General features: G+C 73.0%; 18 protein-coding genes. 12 read left to right on the top strand and 6 right to left on the bottom strand.

Features of this window, described 5'->3' with window-relative positions; all coding sequences use genetic code 11:
- Window positions 1-70: 70 nt before the first annotated feature.
- From ABTZ03_RS34065 to ABTZ03_RS34025, 9 genes are all read left to right on the top strand, one after another.
- A complete protein-coding gene (locus ABTZ03_RS34065; protein ID WP_350517022.1) occupies window positions 71-1,081 on the top strand; it encodes an agmatine deiminase family protein in 1,011 nt (336 codons plus the stop codon).
- 128 nt (window positions 1,082-1,209) lie between these two features.
- A complete protein-coding gene (locus tag ABTZ03_RS34060) occupies window positions 1,210-2,862 on the top strand; it encodes an ABC transporter substrate-binding protein (RefSeq protein WP_350517021.1) in 1,653 nt (550 codons plus the stop codon).
- Complete coding sequence (locus ABTZ03_RS34055) at window positions 2,859-3,836, top strand: ABC transporter permease (protein WP_502894675.1); 978 nt, start codon at window positions 2,859-2,861, stop codon at window positions 3,834-3,836. Before ABTZ03_RS34060 ends, ABTZ03_RS34055 begins: the two co-directional genes overlap by 4 nt.
- Window positions 3,833-4,705: an ABC transporter permease gene (locus ABTZ03_RS34050; RefSeq protein WP_350517020.1), complete on the top strand. Its 873-nt coding sequence runs from the start codon at window positions 3,833-3,835 to the stop codon at window positions 4,703-4,705. Before ABTZ03_RS34055 ends, ABTZ03_RS34050 begins: the two co-directional genes overlap by 4 nt.
- Before the next feature lie 100 nt (window positions 4,706-4,805).
- Complete coding sequence (locus tag ABTZ03_RS34045; protein ID WP_350517019.1) at window positions 4,806-5,834, top strand: ABC transporter ATP-binding protein; 1,029 nt, start codon at window positions 4,806-4,808, stop codon at window positions 5,832-5,834.
- The gene (locus tag ABTZ03_RS34040; protein ID WP_350517018.1) at window positions 5,827-6,639 is read left to right on the top strand and encodes an ABC transporter ATP-binding protein; all 813 of its coding nucleotides are present in this window, start codon (window positions 5,827-5,829) and stop codon (window positions 6,637-6,639) included. The genes ABTZ03_RS34045 and ABTZ03_RS34040 overlap by 8 nt, the downstream gene beginning before the upstream one ends.
- Before the next feature lie 128 nt (window positions 6,640-6,767).
- Entirely contained in the window at window positions 6,768-7,724 is a 957-nt protein-coding gene (locus ABTZ03_RS34035; protein ID WP_350517017.1) for a DUF8686 domain-containing protein, read from the top strand.
- Window positions 7,725-7,826: 102 nt separating this feature from the next.
- Complete coding sequence (locus ABTZ03_RS34030) at window positions 7,827-9,074, top strand: agmatine deiminase family protein (RefSeq protein ID WP_350517016.1); 1,248 nt, start codon at window positions 7,827-7,829, stop codon at window positions 9,072-9,074.
- Between the two features lie 14 nt (window positions 9,075-9,088).
- Complete coding sequence (locus ABTZ03_RS34025) at window positions 9,089-9,973, top strand: DUF8686 domain-containing protein (RefSeq protein ID WP_350517015.1); 885 nt, start codon at window positions 9,089-9,091, stop codon at window positions 9,971-9,973.
- 13 nt (window positions 9,974-9,986) lie between these two features.
- On the opposite strand, the gene ABTZ03_RS34020 is transcribed toward ABTZ03_RS34025, so the two are convergent.
- A complete protein-coding gene (locus ABTZ03_RS34020; RefSeq protein ID WP_350517014.1) occupies window positions 9,987-10,670 on the bottom strand; it encodes a TetR/AcrR family transcriptional regulator in 684 nt (227 codons plus the stop codon).
- Between the two features lie 168 nt (window positions 10,671-10,838).
- Between ABTZ03_RS34020 and ABTZ03_RS34015 the strand changes: the two genes are divergently transcribed.
- Window positions 10,839-11,990, top strand: coding sequence for an agmatine deiminase family protein (locus ABTZ03_RS34015; protein ID WP_350517013.1), 1,152 nt, complete (start codon window positions 10,839-10,841; stop codon window positions 11,988-11,990).
- 138 nt (window positions 11,991-12,128) lie between these two features.
- Here ABTZ03_RS34015 and ABTZ03_RS34010 read toward each other — a convergent pair whose 3' ends face one another.
- The 3 genes from ABTZ03_RS34010 to ABTZ03_RS34000 all read right to left on the bottom strand — a co-directional run bounded on the left by ABTZ03_RS34010 (window position 12,129) and on the right by ABTZ03_RS34000 (window position 15,239).
- Window positions 12,129-13,289, bottom strand: coding sequence for an agmatine deiminase family protein (locus ABTZ03_RS34010; protein WP_350517012.1), 1,161 nt, complete (start codon window positions 13,287-13,289; stop codon window positions 12,129-12,131).
- Between the two features lie 56 nt (window positions 13,290-13,345).
- A complete protein-coding gene (locus tag ABTZ03_RS34005) occupies window positions 13,346-14,383 on the bottom strand; it encodes an agmatine deiminase family protein (RefSeq protein WP_350517011.1) in 1,038 nt (345 codons plus the stop codon).
- A 301-nt stretch (window positions 14,384-14,684) separates the two neighbouring features.
- Window positions 14,685-15,239 (bottom strand): TetR/AcrR family transcriptional regulator, encoded by a 555-nt coding sequence (locus tag ABTZ03_RS34000; protein WP_350517010.1) that lies wholly within the window; start codon window positions 15,237-15,239, stop codon window positions 14,685-14,687.
- A gap of 281 nt (window positions 15,240-15,520) precedes the next feature.
- Between ABTZ03_RS34000 and ABTZ03_RS33995 the strand changes: the two genes are divergently transcribed.
- Entirely contained in the window at window positions 15,521-16,210 is a 690-nt protein-coding gene (locus ABTZ03_RS33995) for a hypothetical protein (RefSeq protein ID WP_350517009.1), read from the top strand.
- Window positions 16,211-16,247: 37 nt separating this feature from the next.
- On the opposite strand, the gene ABTZ03_RS33990 is transcribed toward ABTZ03_RS33995, so the two are convergent.
- Window positions 16,248-17,843: a phytoene desaturase family protein gene (locus ABTZ03_RS33990; RefSeq protein ID WP_502894673.1), complete on the bottom strand. Its 1,596-nt coding sequence runs from the start codon at window positions 17,841-17,843 to the stop codon at window positions 16,248-16,250.
- Between the two features lie 183 nt (window positions 17,844-18,026).
- Between ABTZ03_RS33990 and ABTZ03_RS33985 the strand changes: the two genes are divergently transcribed.
- Entirely contained in the window at window positions 18,027-19,010 is a 984-nt protein-coding gene (locus tag ABTZ03_RS33985; RefSeq protein ID WP_350517008.1) for a PI-PLC domain-containing protein, read from the top strand.
- A 135-nt stretch (window positions 19,011-19,145) separates the two neighbouring features.
- Here the strand turns inward: ABTZ03_RS33985 and ABTZ03_RS33980 are convergent.
- The coding region (locus tag ABTZ03_RS33980; protein ID WP_350517007.1) for a hypothetical protein at window positions 19,146-19,391 on the bottom strand (246 nt) is incomplete at its 5' end.

Raw genomic sequence — 19,391 nt, 5'->3', positions numbered from 1 at the left:
GCCCGACCCCACGGAGACGGGCCGCCGGGCCCAACACCCCACCCGACCACCCGATCCCGAAGAGGTACCCGTGACCGTCACCCACCGCATGCCCGCCGAATGGACCGAGCACGAGGGCTGCCTGATGGCCTGGCCCGTCCGTGAGGAACTGTGGGGGGACACCCTCGCCGAGGTGAAGCGCGAGTACGCCGAGGTGGCCCGCACCATCGCCCGGTTCGAGCCGGTGACGATGGCCGCCCCGCCCGGCCACGGCGAGGAGGCCCGCACCCTGTGCGGCGAGGGTGTCACCGTCGTCGAACTGCCCATGGACGACTCCTGGTTCCGCGACTCCGCGCCGATCTTCGTGCTCGACGGCGAGGGCCGCCGGGCCGGCGTCGACTTCCGCTTCAACGCCTGGGGCCGCAAGCACCACCCCTGGGACGCCGACGACCGGATCAGCGCCCTGCTGCTGGACCACCTCGGCGTCCCCGCGGTCCGCTCCGAGATGATCCTCGAAGGCGGCGCGATCACCGTCGACGGCGAGGGTACCCTGATCACCACCGAGCAGTGCCTGCTGCACCCCAACCGCAACCCCGGGATGAGCCGCGAGGAGATCGAGGCCGAGCTCACGGCGCGGCTCGGCGTCACCAAGGTGATCTGGCTGCCCTACGGCGGCCTGCTGGACACCGAGACCGACGGGCACGTCGACGGCGTCTGCGCCTTCGCCGCCCCCGGCAAGGTCGTGGTCCAGCTCCCGGCCGACCCCGAGCACCCCGACTACGCCCGGATGCGGGCCAACCGCGCCGTGCTGGAGCACTCCACCGACGCCCAGGGCCGCCCGTTCGAGATCGTCGACCTCCCGCAGGCCGCGTTCGTGGAGGTCGACGGCCGCGAGGTCGAGGTCGGCTACCTCAACTACTACCTGGCCAACGGCGCGGTCGTGGTCCCGGTGGCCGACCACCCCGAGGACGAGGGCGCCCTGGCCGTCCTGGCGCAGGCGCACCCGGACCGCAAGGTCGTCGGCGTCCGCTCCCGGGTGATCGCCTGGGGCGGCGGCGGCATCCACTGCATCACCCAGCAGCTCCCGGCCGCCCGCGGCTGACGCACCGCACACCCGAAGCGAACCGCACCGCACGCCGGAAGCGAACCGCACGCCGGAACCGCACCGCACCGAACTTCCGCCCCACGCACCGTACTTCCTCTCCCCGTACCGACCGGAAGCCCACCCTCATGACCCTCACCCCCGCGGGCCGAGCCGCCTCCCCGGGCCGGCTCGCGCTCGCCGCCACAGCCCTGCTGTCCGCCACCGCCCTGGTCGCCGCCTGCTCCGGCCCGCCGCACGGCGGCGCCGCCGACCAGGGGGGCGTCCAGCTCTCCGCCTCCACCCCCACGGCCAAGGGCGACATCGACTCCTTCACCTGGGCCACCTACGCCGAACCGCCCACCCTGGACTACATCCAGGCCTTCGACTACCCGCAGAACACCATCCTGTCCAACGTCTGCGAGAGCCTGATGCGCTGGACGCCCCAGCTCACCCTGGCCCCCGGACTGGCCGAGAAGGCCACCAACCCGGACCCGACCACCTGGGTCTACGACCTGCGCGCCGGTGTGCACTTCCACGACGGCTCGGTGATGACCGCCGACGACGTGGTCTACAGCTTCGGCCGGCAGACCAACCCGGACAACGCCGCGTCCTGGGCCCAGACGTTCCAGAACGTCGACTCCGTCACCGCGACCGGCCCGCTCCAGGTCACCGTCAAGCTCAAGCGCCCCGACTCCCAGTTCCCGCAGTACATGGCGACCGCCGCGGGCGTCGTCGCGGCCAAGGCCGGGGTGGAGGCGGCGGGCAAGGACTACGGCACCGGCGGCAGCCTGGACTGCACCGGACCCTTCAAGCTGGGCACCTGGAACAAGGGCCAGTCGATCGAACTCGACCGCTTCGACGACTACTGGGGCACCAAGGCCAAGTCCAAGAAGGCCGTGTTCCGCTTCCTCACCGACCCCTCCGCCCGCACCAACGCGATGCTCAGCGGCGAGGTCGACGGCGGCTACCTGATCCCCACCGAGAGCTACGACCGGCTGCGGAAGAGCGGCGTCGGCACGCTCTACTTCGGCGAGGGCCTGAGCACCGTCAACCTCAACGTCACCAACCTCCAGGGCGTGCTCGGCGACGTCCGGGTCCGCAAGGCGCTGTCCCTGGCGCTCGACCGCTCCGGCTTCATCAAGACCGGCCTGGCCGGCGCCGGGACGGTCACCGGCGCGCTCACCACCAGGGCCGCCTGGGGCGGGGCCCCGGACGACGTCCGCAAGAGCGCCTTCGAGAACCTCACCCCCACCACCCAGGACCTCGACCAGGCCAAGGCCCTGGTCAAGGAGGCCGGGGCGACCGGCAAGACCGTCACCGTCGCCACCAGCAGCATCGGCCAGGACGTCTCGCTGCTCGCCACCGCCGTGCAGTCCGCGGGCGCGCAGATCGGCCTGAACGTCCAGCTCAAGACCATCGCCCCGAACGCCTTCACGGCACTGTTCACCGACCCCAAGGCCCGCGAGGGCCTGGACCTGTTCCCCGAGACCTACTACAACTCGATCACCGACCCGCTCGACCTGCTGGCCAACTTCAAGACCGGCGCCTACCAGAACTTCGGCGGCTACAGCGACCAGGCCTACGACGGCCTGGTGGACCAGGCCACCGCCGAGTACGACCCGGCCAAGCGCGGCGCGATCGAGGCCAAGCTCCAGCAGACCGCCTCCCAGCAGCTGCTCTGGATCCCGGTCGCCGAGTGGCCCACCGCCCTCTTCCTCAACAAGCGGGTCACCGGCGCCCCGACCACCATCTCCTACATGTACTACCCGTGGGCCGCCGACGTGGGGGCCGCCCGGTGAACTCCCCCGGAGCGATGGGCTTCCTGAGGTTCGCGGCCCGACGCCTGCTGGAGATGGCGGTCACCCTGCTCGGCGCCTCCTTCGTGGTCTTCGGCGCGATGTACCTGGCGCCGGGCAACCCGGCGAGCTTCCTGCTCTCCGGCCGCTCGGCCTCCCCGGAGGCCCTCCAGGCGATCAACGAGCAGTACCACCTGGACGACCCGTTCCTGGTCCGCTACCTCCGGTGGCTGGGCCAGGTCCTCCAGGGCGACTTCGGCCGCTCCATCACCTACCGCACCGACGTCTCCAAGCTGCTCGCCGACCGGATCCCGGCCACCCTGCTGCTGGTCGGCATGGCGCTGGTCGTGGTGGTCGTCCTCGGCCTGGTGCTCGGTCGGCTCGGCGCGGTGCGCGGCGGGGCGACCGACGCCACCATCCTGGTGACCACCACCTTCGCCCTCGGCACCCCCTCCTTCGTCGCGGCGGTCCTGCTCCAGGGCCTGTTCGCGGTCAAGCTGGGCTGGTTCCCGACCAGCGGCGCCGGGGACGGCTTCGGCGACATGGTCTGGCACCTCACCCTCCCGGCGATCGCCCTCGCGCTGTACCTGATCGGCATGCTCGCCCGGGTCACCCGCTCGGCCATGCTGGAGGCCCTGGAGGGCGAGCACGTCACCGTCGCCCGCAGCCGGGGCGTCCCGGAGCGCGAGGTGATCAGCCGCCACGTGTTCCGCAACTCGCTGGGCACCGTGCTGACCACCGGCGGCCTGATCGTCTCCACCCTGCTGGTCTGCACCATCCTGGTGGAGTCCGCGTTCAGCGTCGGCGGACTCGGCCAGCTGCTCGAACTGTCCACCACCACCAAGGACTTCCCGACCGTCCAGGCCATCTCCCTGATCATCGTCGCCCTGTTCATGACGGTGAACCTGGTCGTCGACCTGCTCCACCCGCTGGTCGATCCCCGGGTCACCCTCGGCTCCAGGAGGTCCGGCGCATGAGTACCGGTCTCACCCAGCGGTCGGGCCTCACCCGCCGCCCCGGCCTCGCCCGGATCAAGTCCGCCGGCGGCCCGCTCCACCTGATCTGCCTCGGCTTCGCCGCCCTGGTGGTGCTCGCCGCGCTGCTCGCCCCCTGGCTGGCGCCGTACGACCCGAACGGCGTCGATTTGAGCAACGCCCTCGCCGGGCCCTCGCCCGAGCACCTGCTCGGCGTCGACGCCGCCGGACGCGACACCCTCTCCCGGCTGCTGACCGGCGCCCGCACCTCGCTGCTCGGCCCGCTCGGCGTGGTGGTCTTCTCCACCGTCGCCGGCATCGCGGTCGGCCTGGCGGCCGGCTGGCGCGGCGGCTGGCTGGACTCCGTGCTCTCCCGTAGCACCGAGCTGGTCTTCGCCTTCCCCGGCATGCTGCTCGCCATCCTGATCGTCTCGGTCTACGGGGAGGGCCTGATGGCCCCCGTCGTCGCCCTGGCGATCGCCTACCTGCCGTACGTCTCCCGGCTCACCCGCTCGCTGGTGCTGGCCGAACGGACCCGGCCGTACGTCTCCGCGTACCAGGTCCAGGGCCATTCCGCGGTGCAGATCTGCCTGCGGCACGTCCTGCCCAACATCGCGCCGATCGTGCTGGCCCAGTCCGCCGTCAACTTCGGCTACGCCCTGATGGACCTGGCCGGCCTCTCCTTCCTCGGGCTCGGCGTCCCCGCCCTCACCCCCGACTGGGGCCGGATGGTCTTCGACGGCCAGACCGCGATCCAGCACGGCTACCCGCTCTCCGCGATCCTGCCCTGCGCCCTGATCGTGCTCACCGTGGTCGCCTTCAACGTCGTCGGCGAACGCTGGGCCGACCAGGTCGCCCGGAGGTCCGCGTGAACGGCGAGCCCATGAACCACGGCGAGCCCATGAACCACGGGAAGCGCACGAACAGCGGGGACCGCACGACCGGGGACCCCCGCACCACCGGAAGGACCACGTGAACGCCCTCGACATCCAGGGCCTGCGGCTCCGACTGCCCGGCACCGCCCGCCCCGTCCTGGACGGCGTCGACCTCACCGTCGCCCCCGGCGAGACCGTCGCCCTGGTCGGCGAGTCCGGCTCCGGCAAGACCCTCACCTCCCGCACCGCCCTCGGCCTGCTGCCGCCGGGCGCCACGACCGAGGGCGAGGTGCTGGTCGACGGCCGGGACGTGCTGACCATGGACCCCGACCGGCTGCGCGCCCTGCGCACCGGCCAGGCCGCGATGATCTTCCAGGACCCCCGGGCCGCCATCAACCCGCTGCGCCGGATCGGCGACTTCCTCACCGAGAGCGTGCGCCTGACCGGCGCCATGAGCGCCACCGACGCCGACCGGCGCGCCGCGGAACTCCTCGACGCCGTCGGCCTCCGCCCCGACCTGCTGCGCCACTACCCCGGCCAGCTGTCCGGCGGCATGCTGCAGCGGGTGATGATCGCCGCCGCCCTGATGGGCGACCCGATCCTGCTGCTCGCCGACGAGCCCACCACCGCGCTCGACGTCACCAGCCAGGCCGAGGTGGTCGCCCTGCTCGGCCGGCTGCGCGAACGCTTCGGCACCGGGCTGCTGTTCGTCACCCACGACCTCGGCCTCGCCGCCGCCATCAGCGACCGGGTCTACGTGATGTACGCCGGGCGGATCGCCGAACACGGCCCCGCCGCCGCGCTGTTCGAACGGCCCCGGCACCCGTACACCGCCGCCCTGCTCGCGGCCACCCCCGGGGTGGCCGCACCGGCCGGCCGGCTCGCCGCCATCGACGGCCAACCGCCGGACCTGCGGCAGGAGTTGACGGGCTGCGTGTTCGCCGCGCGCTGCCGGTACGCGACCGAGCTGTGCCGCGAGGAGGTGCCCGTCCAGCGCGGCGAGCACCCGGCGGCCTGCCACCACCCGCTGGACGGCCCGTCGGCCCGCCCGCTCGACCTCCCGCTGGACCGACCACTCGACCGCCCGCTCGACCTCCCGCTGGAAGGGAGCCGCACCGATGACTGAGCCCGTCCTGCGGGTCAGCGGACTGCACCGCACCTTCGGCACCGTACGGGCCGTGGACGACGTCACCTTCGACCTCGCCGCCGGCGGCTCGCTCGGCATCGTCGGCGAGTCCGGCTCCGGCAAGACCACCACCGCCCGGATCGTGGTCGGCCTCGAACAGGCCGACGCCGGCCAGGTGCTGGTGCACGGCCGGGCCCGGACCGGCCGGGCCCGGACCGGCCGGGCCCGGGGGAGGGCCGAACGGCTGGCCCGCGCCCGCGAGGTCCAGATGGTCTTCCAGGACCCGTACCTCTCCCTGGACCCGCGCACCAGCGTCGAGGCCGTGCTGCGCGAGACCCTGCGGCTGCACTTCCCCGACACCGACCACCCGGCCCGGATCCGGGAACTCCTCGACCAGGTCGGCCTGGGCACCCGGGCCGCCGAGGCGCTGCCCCGGCAGCTCTCCGGCGGCCAGCGCCAACGCGTCGCCATCGCCCGGGCACTGGCCGTCCGCCCGGCCGTCCTGGTCCTGGACGAGGCGGTCGCCGCCCTGGACGTCTCGGTCCAGGCCCAGGTGCTCAACCTGCTCGCCGACATCCGCGAACAGACCGGCATCGGCTACCTGTTCATCACCCACGACCTCGGCGTCGTCCGCTGCGTCACCGACCAGGTCGTCGTGATGCGCAACGGACGGATCGTCGAATCAGGCCCCACCGCCGACGTCCTGGACTCCCCCCAGCACCCCTACACCGGGCTGCTGCTGGAGTCCGTCCCCCGGCCCGGCTGGGATCCCGACCGGATCGCCGCCGCGCGCCGCGCACTGTAAGACGGCCCGGGCGCCCGGCAGGTGGTGGGACCTGCGCGGTGCCCGGGCGAACGAGCACCACCGGCGGAGCGCGCCGGGCCGGCGGCGACCCCGCCCGCCCGGCGCCCTCCGCCGCGGAAAGGACGACCGTGCAGCTCACCACCGACGACATCACCACGGCCGCACCGGCCACCACCGCACCGGCCGGCACCGAGCCGGCCGGGCCGCCGACCCCCCGACGCCGCCGCCACTGGCGGTTCACCGCCCTGCTGGCGGTGGTCGTCACCCTCTGCTCGGCGGGCATCGGGCTCTACCTCAACGAGCGCAACACCCGCGAGGAGACCCGGGAACTGGCCGTCCCCTCGGCCCCCGACTGGATCGAACTGGACGTCACCGCCCAGGACGTCGACCCGACCGGCCAGCAGCTGACCCTCTACGTCACCCCCGTCCCGCACGGCCGGATCGCCGCCGCCCCGGACTCCCCGGCCTTCGCCCGCCCGGTCGAGATCACCCTGGGCGGCCTCCCCAAGGCCACCGTCAAGGCCGCCGAGGGCGAGAGCGCGACCGCCCAGGCCGTCCAGGTCGGGATGTACGGGGGCACCAAGACCGACTACCCCTTCGACCGCTACCGCATCGAGGCCAACTTCGGCGCCACCAGCGGCGGCAAGGCCGTCCCCGTCGGCCTGGTCTTCACCGACACCGATCCGTTCTTCGTGGTGCGCCCGGAGGCCAGGGCCTCGGCCACCGGCGGAGTCACCCTGGACGCCAGGATCACCCGCTCCCGCAGCACCTTCATCCTCTCCTGGTTCATGATCGCCGCGATGTGGGCCCTCGCCCTGGCCGTCCTCGGCGCCGCCGAGGTGCTCTTCCGCAAGCGCGAGGGACTGGTCTGGCCCTCCCTCGGCTGGATGGCCGCCAGCCTGTTCGCCCTGATCGGGATGCGCAACGCCGCCCCCGGCGCGCCGCCGATCGGCTCGCTGATGGACTACCTGGCCTTCTTCTGGGCCGAGGGCATCATCGCCGCCAGCCTGGCCTGCACCGCCTGGTCGGGCATCCGCACCGAACACCGGCTGCGCCGGGAGAAGGAGGCGTCCGCCGACGCCTGAGCGGGGGATTCCCCCGGACGGCGGAGCCGCGCCGCGCCGGTTCGCGACCGGCTCCTCAGTAGCCTGCGGAGCCGGAACCGACCCCTACCGGAACGAGGCCCCATGGCTCCCTCCCGGCCGTCCCGCCGTGTGCTCCTGCAGTCCGGTGCCGCGCTCGCCGCGCTGGCCCTGGCCGGCGGCTGCTCCTCCGACTCCTCGGGCTCCGCCGGCTCCTCGGCCGGCGGGACGGAGGGGCAGCCCAGCCCGGGCGGGACGGCCCCGGCCGCGAGCCCGGGCGCCGAGGGGCGGGCGATGCCCGCCGAGTGGAGTCCGCACACCCGCACCTTCATGGCCTGGCCGGCCCTGGAGGAGGTGTGGGGCGACCAACTCCCCGGTGTCCGCCAGGACATCGCCGCCCTGGCCCAGGCGGTCGCCGGGTACGAACAGGTCGTCCTGCTGGCCCGCCCCGACCAGGCCGACCAGGCCCGCCAGGCCTGCGGCTCCTCGGTCGAGGTGCTGGAGCTGGCGGTCGACGACCTGTGGGCCCGGGACACCGGCCCCACCTTCGTCACCGGCCCCCAGGGCCTGGCCGGCGTCGACCTCAACTTCAACGGCTGGGGCGGCAAGCAGACCCACGCCAACGACGGCCAGGTCGCCCGGAACCTCCTCGACCACTACCGGATCACCCGCATCCAGGCGCCGATCACCGGCGAGGGCGGCGCCATCGAGGTGGACGGCGAGGGCACCCTGATGGCCACCGAGAGCTCCTGGGTCAACGACAACCGCAACCCCGGCAAGACCCGGGACCAGATCGAGGCGAGCCTCAAGGAACTGCTCGGCGTCGAGAAGGTGCTCTGGTTCAAGGGCGTCGCCGGGCAGGACATCACCGACTGCCACGTGGACGCCCTCGCCCGCTTCGCCGAACCCGGCACCGTCGTCCTGCACCGCCCGGCCGCCGACACCCCGCCGGACGTCTGGACCACCGCCTCGGCGCAGGCCCTCCAGGTGCTCCAGTCCGCGACCGACGCCAACGGGCGCAAGCTCAAGATCGTCGACCTGCCCGAACCCGACCTCGACCAGATCCAGGGCGCGGGCAAGAACTTCCTCGCCACCTACATCAACTACTACGTCTGCAACGGCGGCGTCATCGTCCCGCGCTTCGGCGACAAGACCGCCGACGACCGCGCGGCCGGCATCCTCGCCGACCTCCACCCCGGCCGCAAGGTCACCCAGGTCGGCATCAACCACATCGCCGCGGGCGGCGGCGGCATCCACTGCGCCACCCAGCAGCAGCCCGCCCTCCCGGGCGCCTCGCCCGCCCCCGCCCCCGCCCGTCCGTCGGCCTCCGCCAGCCCCGCCGCCTCGGCGTGAGGGGCCCGGCCCGGTTGCGCGGCAACCGCTTCGCCCTCGCGCTGCTGATCCTCGCCGTGCTCTGCTCGGCCGGCATCGCGCTGTACCTCAACGAACGCGACACCCGGCAGCAGACCAGGGAGCTGGCCCTGCCGACCACCGGGGACTGGATCGAACTCGACCTCACCGCCCAGGAGATCGACCCCGGTACGGGGGAGCTCACCCTCTACGTGGTGCCCGTCCCGCACGGGGGCCTCGCCGAGGGCCCGGACTCCACCGCGTTCACCCGCCAGGTCGACATCAGCGCGCTGTCGGCGGCCCGCACCGACCTGCGGGCCGCGCCGGGGGAGCCGGCGACGCCGCAGGCCGTCCAGGCGAACCTCTACGAGGGCACCGAGTCGGACTACCCCTTCGACCGGTACCACTTCGCCCTGGGGTTCGCGGCCACGGACGCCGCCGGCGCGGTGCCGGTCGGCCTGGTGTTCGCGGACGCCGACCCGTTCTTCGTCGTCCGGCCGACCAGTACCCCGCTCACCGCCGGCGCGCGGCTGCTGGAGGGGAAGGTCACCAGGGGGCGCAGCACCTTCATCCTGGCCTGGTTCATGATCGCCGCGATGTGGGCGCTCGCGCTGGCCGTGCTGGCCGGGGCGGAGGTGCTCTTCCGCAAGCGCGAGGGCCTGGTCTGGCCCTCGCTCGGCTGGATGGCCGCGACCCTGTTCGCGCTGATCGGGATGCGCAACGCGGCACCGGGCTCGCCGCCGATCGGCTCGCTGATGGACTACCTGGCGTTCTTCTGGGCCGAGGGCATCATCGCCGCGAGCCTGGCGTTCACCGTCGTCGCGGGCACCCGGGTCGAGCACCGCGCGCGGCGGGCGGAGACCGCCGGGTCCGAACCACCGGCCGGGCCCGCCGGGCCGTGAGCGGGTGGACGGCTCAGACGGTGGCGGACAGCGAGTCCAGCAGGGTCCGCAGCACCCGTCCGTCGTCCACCGTTCCGTCCAGCGAGCCGATGGCGGCGAGCCCGTCCACGGCGGCGGCCAGGGCCTCGCCGAGCGGGACCGGGTCCGCGGCGGCGCCGCGTTCCTCGACCAGGCGGCGGAACAGCCGCACGAAGGCGGCCCGCCAGCGCGCGTACTCGGCCTCCAGGGCGGTGCGGACCCGGTCGTCGTCGAGGGCCAGCCAGTGCAGGGCCGCGTGCAGTCGGGCCAGGTCGGGGCTCTCGGGGCGGGTGAGCAGGGCCAGGACCCGCCCGGCGCGCTCGGCGTAGCCGCCGGGCCCGTCGACGGCCCGCTCCAGCGGGGCGATCCACTCGGGCCGGATGTCCACCACCACCGCGACGATCAGCTCGGTGCGGTCCGCGAAGTGGTAGTGGCACATCCCGTGCGAGACCCCGCAGAGCGCGGCCACGTTGCGGGTGGTGAAGCGTCCGGCGCCGTCGCCGGACAGCAGGGTGCGGGCCGCCGCGACCAACCGGGCCCGGGTCTGCTCGCCCTTGGCGGAGGCCCGGGGGCGGGCGCCGGCCGGTTCGCCGCCCGGTCCGTCGTTCGGTCCGTCGGCCGGTCCGCCGTTGGGTGCCGAGCCCGTGCCCGGAGCCCCGGCCGTCTCCCGTGTCGCCATGGCCGCCACTGTAACGACTCCGGGAACACCGCAGGGCGGAACGGCGGCGGATGCTTCCGCGAGGTATTGACCGAGCGCTTGGCCAGTTCTACCTTTCGGGCAACTCGTCCACCCCACATGGACGTTGACTGGGAGGCAGTGATGGAGGAAGGCTCCAGACCGCACACCGTGACCGACCTGAGGCTCGGCCGCCGCCGGTTCCTGACGGCCGCCGGGCTCGCCGCCGCCGGCACCGCGCTGACCGCCGCGACCGGCCGGCCCGCCCACGCGGCGCAGCGCCGCGAAACCCCCACCGGCCGGAGCCTCGCGGCGGGCCTCCGGGTACCGCCGGACACCGTCCCGCACACCCGGACCTGGATGGCCTGGCCGGACAGCACCACCATCTGGCGCGGCAAACTCGGCGGCGCCCAGGCGAACATCGCCCTGATCGCCCGGACCATCGCCCGGTACGAACCGGTCACGATGTGCGCCAACCCGGCCAGCGTCGCCAAGGCGCGCTCGCTATGCGGCTCGGCCGTCACCGTCATCGGGAACGTCCCGGTCGACGACTGCTGGATGCGCGACACCGGACCGGTCTTCCGCACCGACGGCGCGGGCGGCCTCGACACCATCGGCCTCAACTTCAACGGCTGGGGCAACCACCAGAACCCGCACGGCAACGACGCCCTGGTCGCCCAGCGGGTCGCCGCGTACCTCGGCCTGCCGTTCACCGCCGCCGGACTGGTCTCCGAGGGCGGCGCCATCGAGACCGACGGTGCGGGCACCCTGATGGCCACCCGGAGCAGCATCATCAACGCCGACCGCAACCCCGGCCTGTCCCAGACGGCGATCGAGGCCGCGATGTGCGCCGCCTACGGTGCCACCGAGGTGATCTGGTTCCCCGGCATCGCGGGCCAGGACATCACCGACGACCACGTGGACGCCACCTCGCGCTTCCTCGGCGCCGGCACCGCCGTCGTCCAACTGCCGCTGCCGGGCGACACCGACATCTGGTCCCAGGACGAGCGCCAGCAGTACGCGATCCTCGGCGCCGCCACCGGCGCCCAGGGCACCCCGATCACGGTCGGCACCGTCCAGGGCCCCGACTACTACCTGATCCGCTCGACCGACCCCAACTTCGTCGGCTCCTACGTCAACTACTACCTGTGCAACAACGCGGTGATCTCGGCCCAGTTCGGCGACACCCAGGCCGACGCCGCCGCCCGCGACGCCCTCGCCGCGCTGTTCCCCGGCCGCACCGTCGAGCAACTGAACATCGACTACCTCGGGGCGGGCGGCGGCGGCATCCACTGCGTCACCCAGCAGCAGCCTGCCGCGTAGGTCCTGTCCGGCCGAGGCCATGAACCCGACGGGGTCCTGAACCCGCCGGGGCCGGATCCGGTCCGCCGACCGGACCCGGCCCCGAACAGCGGCCGGTCCGGGCGTCCGTCCCCAGGACGCCCGGACCGGCCCGTCCGGTCACCCCACGGCGGGGATGTCGTGGGTGGCGCAGTGGATCCCGCCACCGCCGGCCGCGATGGCGTCGATCTTCACCGGCACGATCTCCCGCCCCGGGAAGTACTGCTTGAGGGTCTGCTGCGCCCGGGTGTCGGCCCGGTCGTCGCCGAACTTGGGCAGGTAGACGCCCTTGGAGCCGACGTAGAAGTTCATGTACGAGGAGACGAAGGCGTCCCCGCGGCCGGTGATCTTGTCCGGGTCGGGCTGCTGCAGCTCGATCACCTGCAGCTTCTTCCCGGTCGCGTCGGTGGCGTTCTTCAGCACGCCGCGGGCCTGGTCGGCCGCGCGGGACCAGACGTCGGCGGGCCCGCCGGGGAAGGCCTGGTCGAGCAGGACGACGCCGGGGGCGACGAAGCGGGTCAGGCAGTCGACGTGGGCGTCGGTGATGTCCTTGCCCTTGACGCCCGCCAGCCAGATCACCTTGGTCACCCCGAGCACGTTCTTCAGCTCGGCCTCGACCTGGTCCCGGCTCATCCCCGGGTTGCGGTTGGCGTTGACCACCGAGCTCTCGGTGACCAGCAGGGTGCCCTGGCCGTCGCTCTCGAAGGAGCCGCCCTCGCCGACCAGCCGGGTCTCGATCCGCTCCACGCCGTACTTGGCGAGTACCGCCCGGGCGACCTTGGAGTCGTTGCCGCGCTGCTGCTTGCCGCCCCAGCCGTTGAAGTTGAAGTCGACGCCCTTGACCTTGCCGCCCTCCTCGACGAACACCGGCAGGGTGTCCCGGGCCCACAGGTCGTCGACGGCGATCGGCACCACCTCGACCGCCGAGCCGCAGGCCTGCTGGGCGGCGTCCTTCTGATCGGGGCGGGCCATCAGCACGACGGGCTCCCGGGCGGCGATGGCCTGGGCCAGACCGGCCACGTCCCTTCGGACGTCCGGGAGTTGGTCGCCCCAGACGTTCTCGGAGGCGGGCCAGGACATCACCGTGCGCAGGTGCTTCTCCCACTCGGCGCCGAAGCGCCGGGCGCCGGGGGTGGCGCCGGGCTGCTGGGTGGGCGGTACGGCGCCGTCCACGTCGTCGGTGGCGTCGCAGGCGGTCAGCCCGAGGGCGAGGGCGCCGACACCGGCGCCGGCGACGGCGAGGGTGCGGATCATGCTGCGGCGGGACAGGGCGTCGGTCATACGGGTACTCCGGTACTGCGGTCGAGGTCGGTGCTGGGCGGACGGGTCGGGTCGGGTCACGGCATCGGCTCGTGCATGGTCGAGCAGTGGATGCCGCCGCCCCCGGTCATCAGCCGGTCGACGTCGAGCTGCACCACCTCGCGGCCGGGGAAGGCCGCGGCGAGCGTCTCCCGCGCGGCGGCGTCCTTGTAGGCGTCGCCGAACTGGGCGGTGATCACGCCGCCGTTGACGAGGTGGAAGTTGAGGTAGGAGTCGACGAACTTGGAGCTGCGCGAGCGGACGGTGTCCGGGCCGTGCACCACCATCACGTGCAGCCGGCGGCCCCGGGCGTCGGTCGCGGCGGAGAGGATCGCGAACTGCTCGCGGGCGTCCCGCGCCCACTCGTCGTTGCGGTCGGCCGGCGGCAGCTGCACCATCACCACGCCGGGCCGGACGAACCGGGAGGTGACGTCCACGTGGTCGTCGGTGATGTCCTGGCCCTTGATCCCGGGCAGCCAGATCATCGTGTCCGCGCCGTAGGCCTCCAGCACGGACTCCTCGATCTCGTCCCGGCTCATGCCGCGGTTGCGGTTCTTGTTGACCAGGCTGCTCTCGGTCGCCATCACGGTGCCGTCGCCGTCGGTCTCGATCGCGCCGCCCTCGCCGACGAAGTCCGCGTAGGTGTGGCGCAGGCCGCGGCGGGCGGCGATCCGCTCGGCCACCCGGGCGTCGTCGTAGTGGACCTGCTTGTTGCCCCAGCCGTTGAAGTTGAGGACGACGGCGTCCAGGCCGCCGTGGCCGTCCCGGCGGAACACCGGCGCGGTGTCGCGCATCCACAGGTCGTCGGTGGGGATGGCGGTGATCACCTCCACGGCCGGGCCGCACCGCTCGCGGGCCTTGTCCGCGGTCCAGTCGTCGGGGGCGCACATGACCACCGGCTCGAACTCGGCGATGGTGCGGGCGATCAGCGCGATGTCCTCCTGGACGCCGCCCAGGCGCAGTCCCCACACGCCCCGGCGGGAGGGCCAGGACATCCAGGTCCGCGCGTGCGGGACGTCGTCCGCGGGCACCCAGGGATAGCTCTCGGCGGAGTGGGCGTCGTGGTAGCTGGTCATGAGGGTCTCCAGTTCGTGCGACGGTGCCGGGGGAGGGTGCGGGAGCCGCCAGGACCCACTCTTCGCGCCGCTACGCACCGGCGCACCACGGGAACGGGCCGGCGGGAGCACCCTGCCTGCGACGCCAGGCTTGCACTGACTGAAAAATCAGTCAAACTCAGCGGCGTGCCATGACTCGGCGGGTGGAATCCCGTACGGAGCGTGACGAATCCGGGCGTACGGTCGGAGCTCCCGGGGCCTTCGGGGAACTGGGGGATCCAGGGGGCGTGCCGGGCCTTCGGACCTTCGGGTTCTCGGGCGCTCAGGACCCGAGCCGGGACACCTCGGCCTCGATCGCGTCCACCATCAGCGTGCGGGCGTGGGCCAGCGGCAGGCTGCCGCTGAGCCAACGGGTGCTCAGCCCCTCCAGCAGCGCCGTCAGCCGCTCGGCCGCGCCGGCCAGCGCGACCGCCGAGGACATCGGCTGCACCAGGCCGAGCAGTTCGGCGACCTCCTGCACCCAGATCCGGGTGGCCCGCGCCAGGTCCTCGCGCAGCGTGTCGTCGAACACCGCGCTCGCCCGCAGCTCGCCCCAGGCGGTGCTGTTCTCCCGCACCTCGACGGAGTCCTGGAGCTCCAGCAGCAGGGTCTGCTCCAGCTCCTCGCGGGCCGTCAGCGGCGGTGCGTCCGCGGCGCGCTCGGTCGTGTAGCGCTCCGCCCGGTCGTTGATGAACTCCAGCGTCTGCCGGAGGATCCCCGTGCGGTCCTTGAAGTGGTAGTAGATCAACGCGGTGGACACACCCGCCTCGGCGGCGAGCTCCTCCACCCGCAGCCCGCGCACCCCGCGCCGCGCGATCACCCGCGCGGCTGCTTCCATGATCGACGTTTTCCGACTGGCCACGGTGCACCACCTTACCCGCGGGGCGGGACAAGATCGCTCTGTGTGCTGAAAGTCCCGTCAGCTGAGACGGGGACCCCGGCGGCCAGGTGACGGCTTTCGGACAAGGTGGAGTCCGGACGCGGAATTCCTGGATCCTCCGCCGAACTTTCACGTGATCATCACCTAGGGTGACTCCGTTCCGCCACCGTCCTCGACACCCCCGTCCTCAACACCACTGGAGAACACCGGACATGATGCTGCGTCGGATATGGAAGCGTGTGACGGACCGGGTCGCCGGGCGGGGGGTCAGGGCCGTCGCGGCGTCGGTCGCCCTGGTCACGGCCGTCGCCCTGGGCGGCACGGTCTCCGGGATGTCCGTGGCGGAGGCCAAGGCCGGCTGGAGCTGGGGCGGCCCGGGCAAGTGGAGCTGCTCCGGGCAGCCCGTGGCCCCCGGGAACGTCATCACCGACCACGACAGCACCGGCTGCAACGGCTACGGCTCCTGGTACCAGCAGCCCGCCAAGGACGGCATCTGGACCTGTTCCGGCTCCCCGGTGGTGGCCGGCTACGTGATCACCGACCACCAGACCACCGGCTGCCGGGGCATGGGCGCCTGGCGCCACAGCCTGGTCCACAACGGCATCTGGACCTGCTCCGGCTCGCCCGTCGTGCCCGGCTACGTCATCAGCAACCACCTGCGGGCCGGCTGCGGCGGCATCGGCGCCTGGCAGCACAGCCTGCCGCACGACGGCATCTGGACCTGCTCGGGCTCCCCGGTGGTGGCCGGCTACGTGATCACCGGGCACATGACCACCGGCTGCGACGGAGCCGGGGCCTGGCGCCACAACACCGCCCGCGCCGGCCTGTGGGGCTGCCCGGGCTCGCCGATCCCGGCCGGCTTCCGCTCCACCAGCTACGCGGCCTGGGCCTGCGACGGCCTCGGCGGCTGGCTGCTCGCCCGCGCCTGACCCATCCACTCGCCGTCCTGGTCCGTCCCGCCGCCGCTCAGCGGTCCGGGCCGGCCAGGACGGCTTGCGCCGCGTTGTGCCCCGGGATGCCGCTGACCCCGCCGCCGCGCACCGCGCCCGCCCCGCACAGCAGCACGTTCGGATGGGCGGTCGCCACGCCCCAACGGGCGGCGACCCCGGCCGGCTCCTCCTCGGTGAAGGGGAAGGCCAGGTCCCGGTGGAAGATGTGGCCGCCCGGCAGCCCGATCTCCCGCTCCAACTGCGGCGGCGTCCTGGCCTCGATGCACGGCCGTCCGTCGGCGTCCACGGCCAGGCAGTCCGCGACGGGCTCGGCCAGCACCGCGTCCAGCTGCGCCAGGCTCGCGGCGAGCGCGCGCTCCTCGGCCGCCCGGTCGTACGGGACGCCGAAGAGCCGGGCGGGCATGTGCAGCCCGAACAGGGTGAGGGTGTGCAGCCCCTGCCGGGCCGCCTCCGGTCCCAGGATGGACGGGTCCGTGAGGGTGTGGCAGTAGATCTCGGAGGGCGGGGCCGAGGGCAGCCTCCCGGCCGCCGCCTCGGCGTACGCGGTCTCCAACTGCCGGTAGCCCTCGGCGATGTGGAAGGTCCCGGCGAAGGCCTCGCGAGGATCCGCGGCCGCGTCCCGCAGGCGCGGCAGCCGGCGCAGCACCATGTTGACCTTCAGCTGGGAGCCCTCCGGCGCCGGTCCTGGCCCTGGCTCCTCGCCCAGTAGCCGGGCCAGCGTGGCCGGGGCGGCGTTCACCAGCACCCGGCGGCCCGCGACCGTCGCCTCGCTCTCGTCCCCGTGCCGGTACGACACCTCGGCGTCGCCGTGGCCGTCGGTGGCGATGGCGGTGACCTCGCAGCCGGTCCGGATCTCCGCACCGGCCGCCAGCGCGGCTTCGGCGAGCGCGTCCGTCACCGCGCCCATGCCGCCGACCGGGACGTCCCAGTCGCCGGTCCCGTTGCCGACGACGTGGTAGAGGAAACAGCGGTTCTGCCGGAGTTCCGGGTCGTGGGCATGGGTGAAGGTGCCGATCAGCGCGTCGGTCAGGACCACGCCGCGCACCAGGTCGTCGGTGAAGCGGCGTTCGACCTCCTCGCCGAGCGGGCGCTCGAACAGGGCGGTCCAGGCGGTGTCGTCGCCGACCCGGCGCCGCAGTTCGGCCCGGGTGGGCAGCGGCTCGGTGAGGGTCGGGAACACCTGCCGGGCCACCTCGGCGGTCATCCCGTAGAAGCGCTGCCAGGCCTGCCACTCCCGGTCGGAACCGGTCAGCGCCCGGAACGAGTCCCGGGTGCGGGCCGGGTCGGCGGCGTCCACCAGTAGCCCGGTGGGCTTCCCGTCCCGGACGGCGGGGGTGTAGGAGGCGATCCGGCGCCGCCTCAGCTCCAGCCGCAGCCCGAGCTCCCGGACCACCTTCCGGGGCAGCAGGCTGACCAGGTAGGAGTAGCGCGACAGCCGGGCGTCCACCCCTGGGAACACCCGGGCGGAGACGGCGGCCCCGCCCACCCGGGGCAGCCGTTCGAGGACCAGCACCCGCCGCCCGGCCCGGGCGAGGTAGGCGGCCGCCACCAGTCCGTTGTGCCCGCCGCCGACGATCACGGCGTCGTACCGGGAGTTCGGGATCGTGGTCATGCGGTCACGCTACGGCAGCGGCCCCGGGTGGGGAACAGGTGCGACACCGCGGACCGGCTGGGCCGTTGGAAGGTCTGTGTTCATACCTGGTTCAGCCACCATCTACCGTTCGACGACGTACAGTTGGTGCTGATCGGTCATGTCCACCTCAGGATGTTGAACTGACAGGAACGGAGTGTTCCCTTGTCCAGCCACCTCAAGAACGGTGTCCGGGTGCTTCCGGCGCTGGCCGCGGCGCTGTGCGGGATCGTCGGCGGCACCACGCTCGGCACCTCCCCGGCCGCGGCGGCCGACCAGCGCCACGCGATCTACGCCATCGCCCACCGGGTCGACACCCTGGACGGCGTGGACGCCGCCCTCAAGCACGGCGCCAACGGCATCGAGATCGACGTCTGCGCCTGGTGGAACCCCAACGAGTGGCGCGCCTACCACGACTGTTCCTCGGCCGGTGAGAACCGGCTCGGCCCCAGCTTCGACGCGATGATCGACCGGATCCTCGCCAACGCCAACGCCGGCCGCCGGCTGTCGCTGGTCTGGCTGGACATCAAGGACCCCAACTACTGCGGCGAGGAGCCCAACCGCACCTGCAGCGTCGCCGGACTCCACGACAAGGCCCAGCGGCTGACCGCCGCCGGCATCCAGGTGCTCTACGGCTTCTTCGAGTACCACCCCGGCAACACCCCGGACGTGGGCGGCCGCGGCTGGAAGAGCCTGGAGGGCAAGCTCGGCAAGCTGGAGGGGATGACCACCACCGGCAGCCGCGACAAGGTCGTCGGCGCCTTCAACAGCTCCGGCGGCGGCATCCCGGTCGGCCACCGGGCGATGGACTACGGCGACACCGACATCACCAACGGCTTCGGCAACTGCACCGAGGCCACCTGGAACACCTGCGCCGAACTGAAGAAGGGAGCGGCCGACCGGGCGTCGGGCCGGCTCGCGGCCACGCTCTCCTGGACCGCCACCTACAACGACCCCTGGTACGTCGACAAGCTCCTGGGCGACGCCAAGGTGGACGGCATCATCGCGGGCTACGGAGCCTTCACCGGCGTCCGGGAGTACGACGACAGCTGGCAGTGCGCCAACGCGATCAACCTCGTCCGCGACTGGGTGAACCACCACAGCGGCACCCACCGGATGGCCGGCAGCGGCGACCGCCTGTTCCGCTGAGCCGCCGGCACCTGAAGCGGTGACAGCCCGCCCCGGGGCCGCGCGGGTGCGGCCCCGGGGTAGCCCCGGGCTGGGCGTTTGTTCCGGGGGAGGAGGAGGGGTACTGTCTACCAGTCGCCGGAGAGGCGGCCCCACTCACACCTCGAAGCCCATTCGGTTGGGTTTCTTCGGCGTTGCCGTCGACAGGGTGTGGGCGTGAATTTCGGGTGACACCGGAAATGCGCTAACGTGGTGGTCGTCGCGAAAAGCGGACCCGGCCAGTTCGGGAAATCGGATGAATGAAACTCCGGAAAACGGAGCGGAAAACATCTGGTAAGCTGGAAACACGAAAGAACGAAGCGCCCGGAGGGCCCGCTGGAAGGCGGTCCGAAGGAAGCGTCC

This window comes from Kitasatospora sp. NPDC096077 (genome assembly GCF_040303245.1).
In the GTDB taxonomy this organism is placed as follows: Bacteria; Actinomycetota; Actinomycetes; order Streptomycetales; family Streptomycetaceae; genus Kitasatospora.
This window is presented reverse-complemented; position numbering and strand designations above follow the sequence as displayed.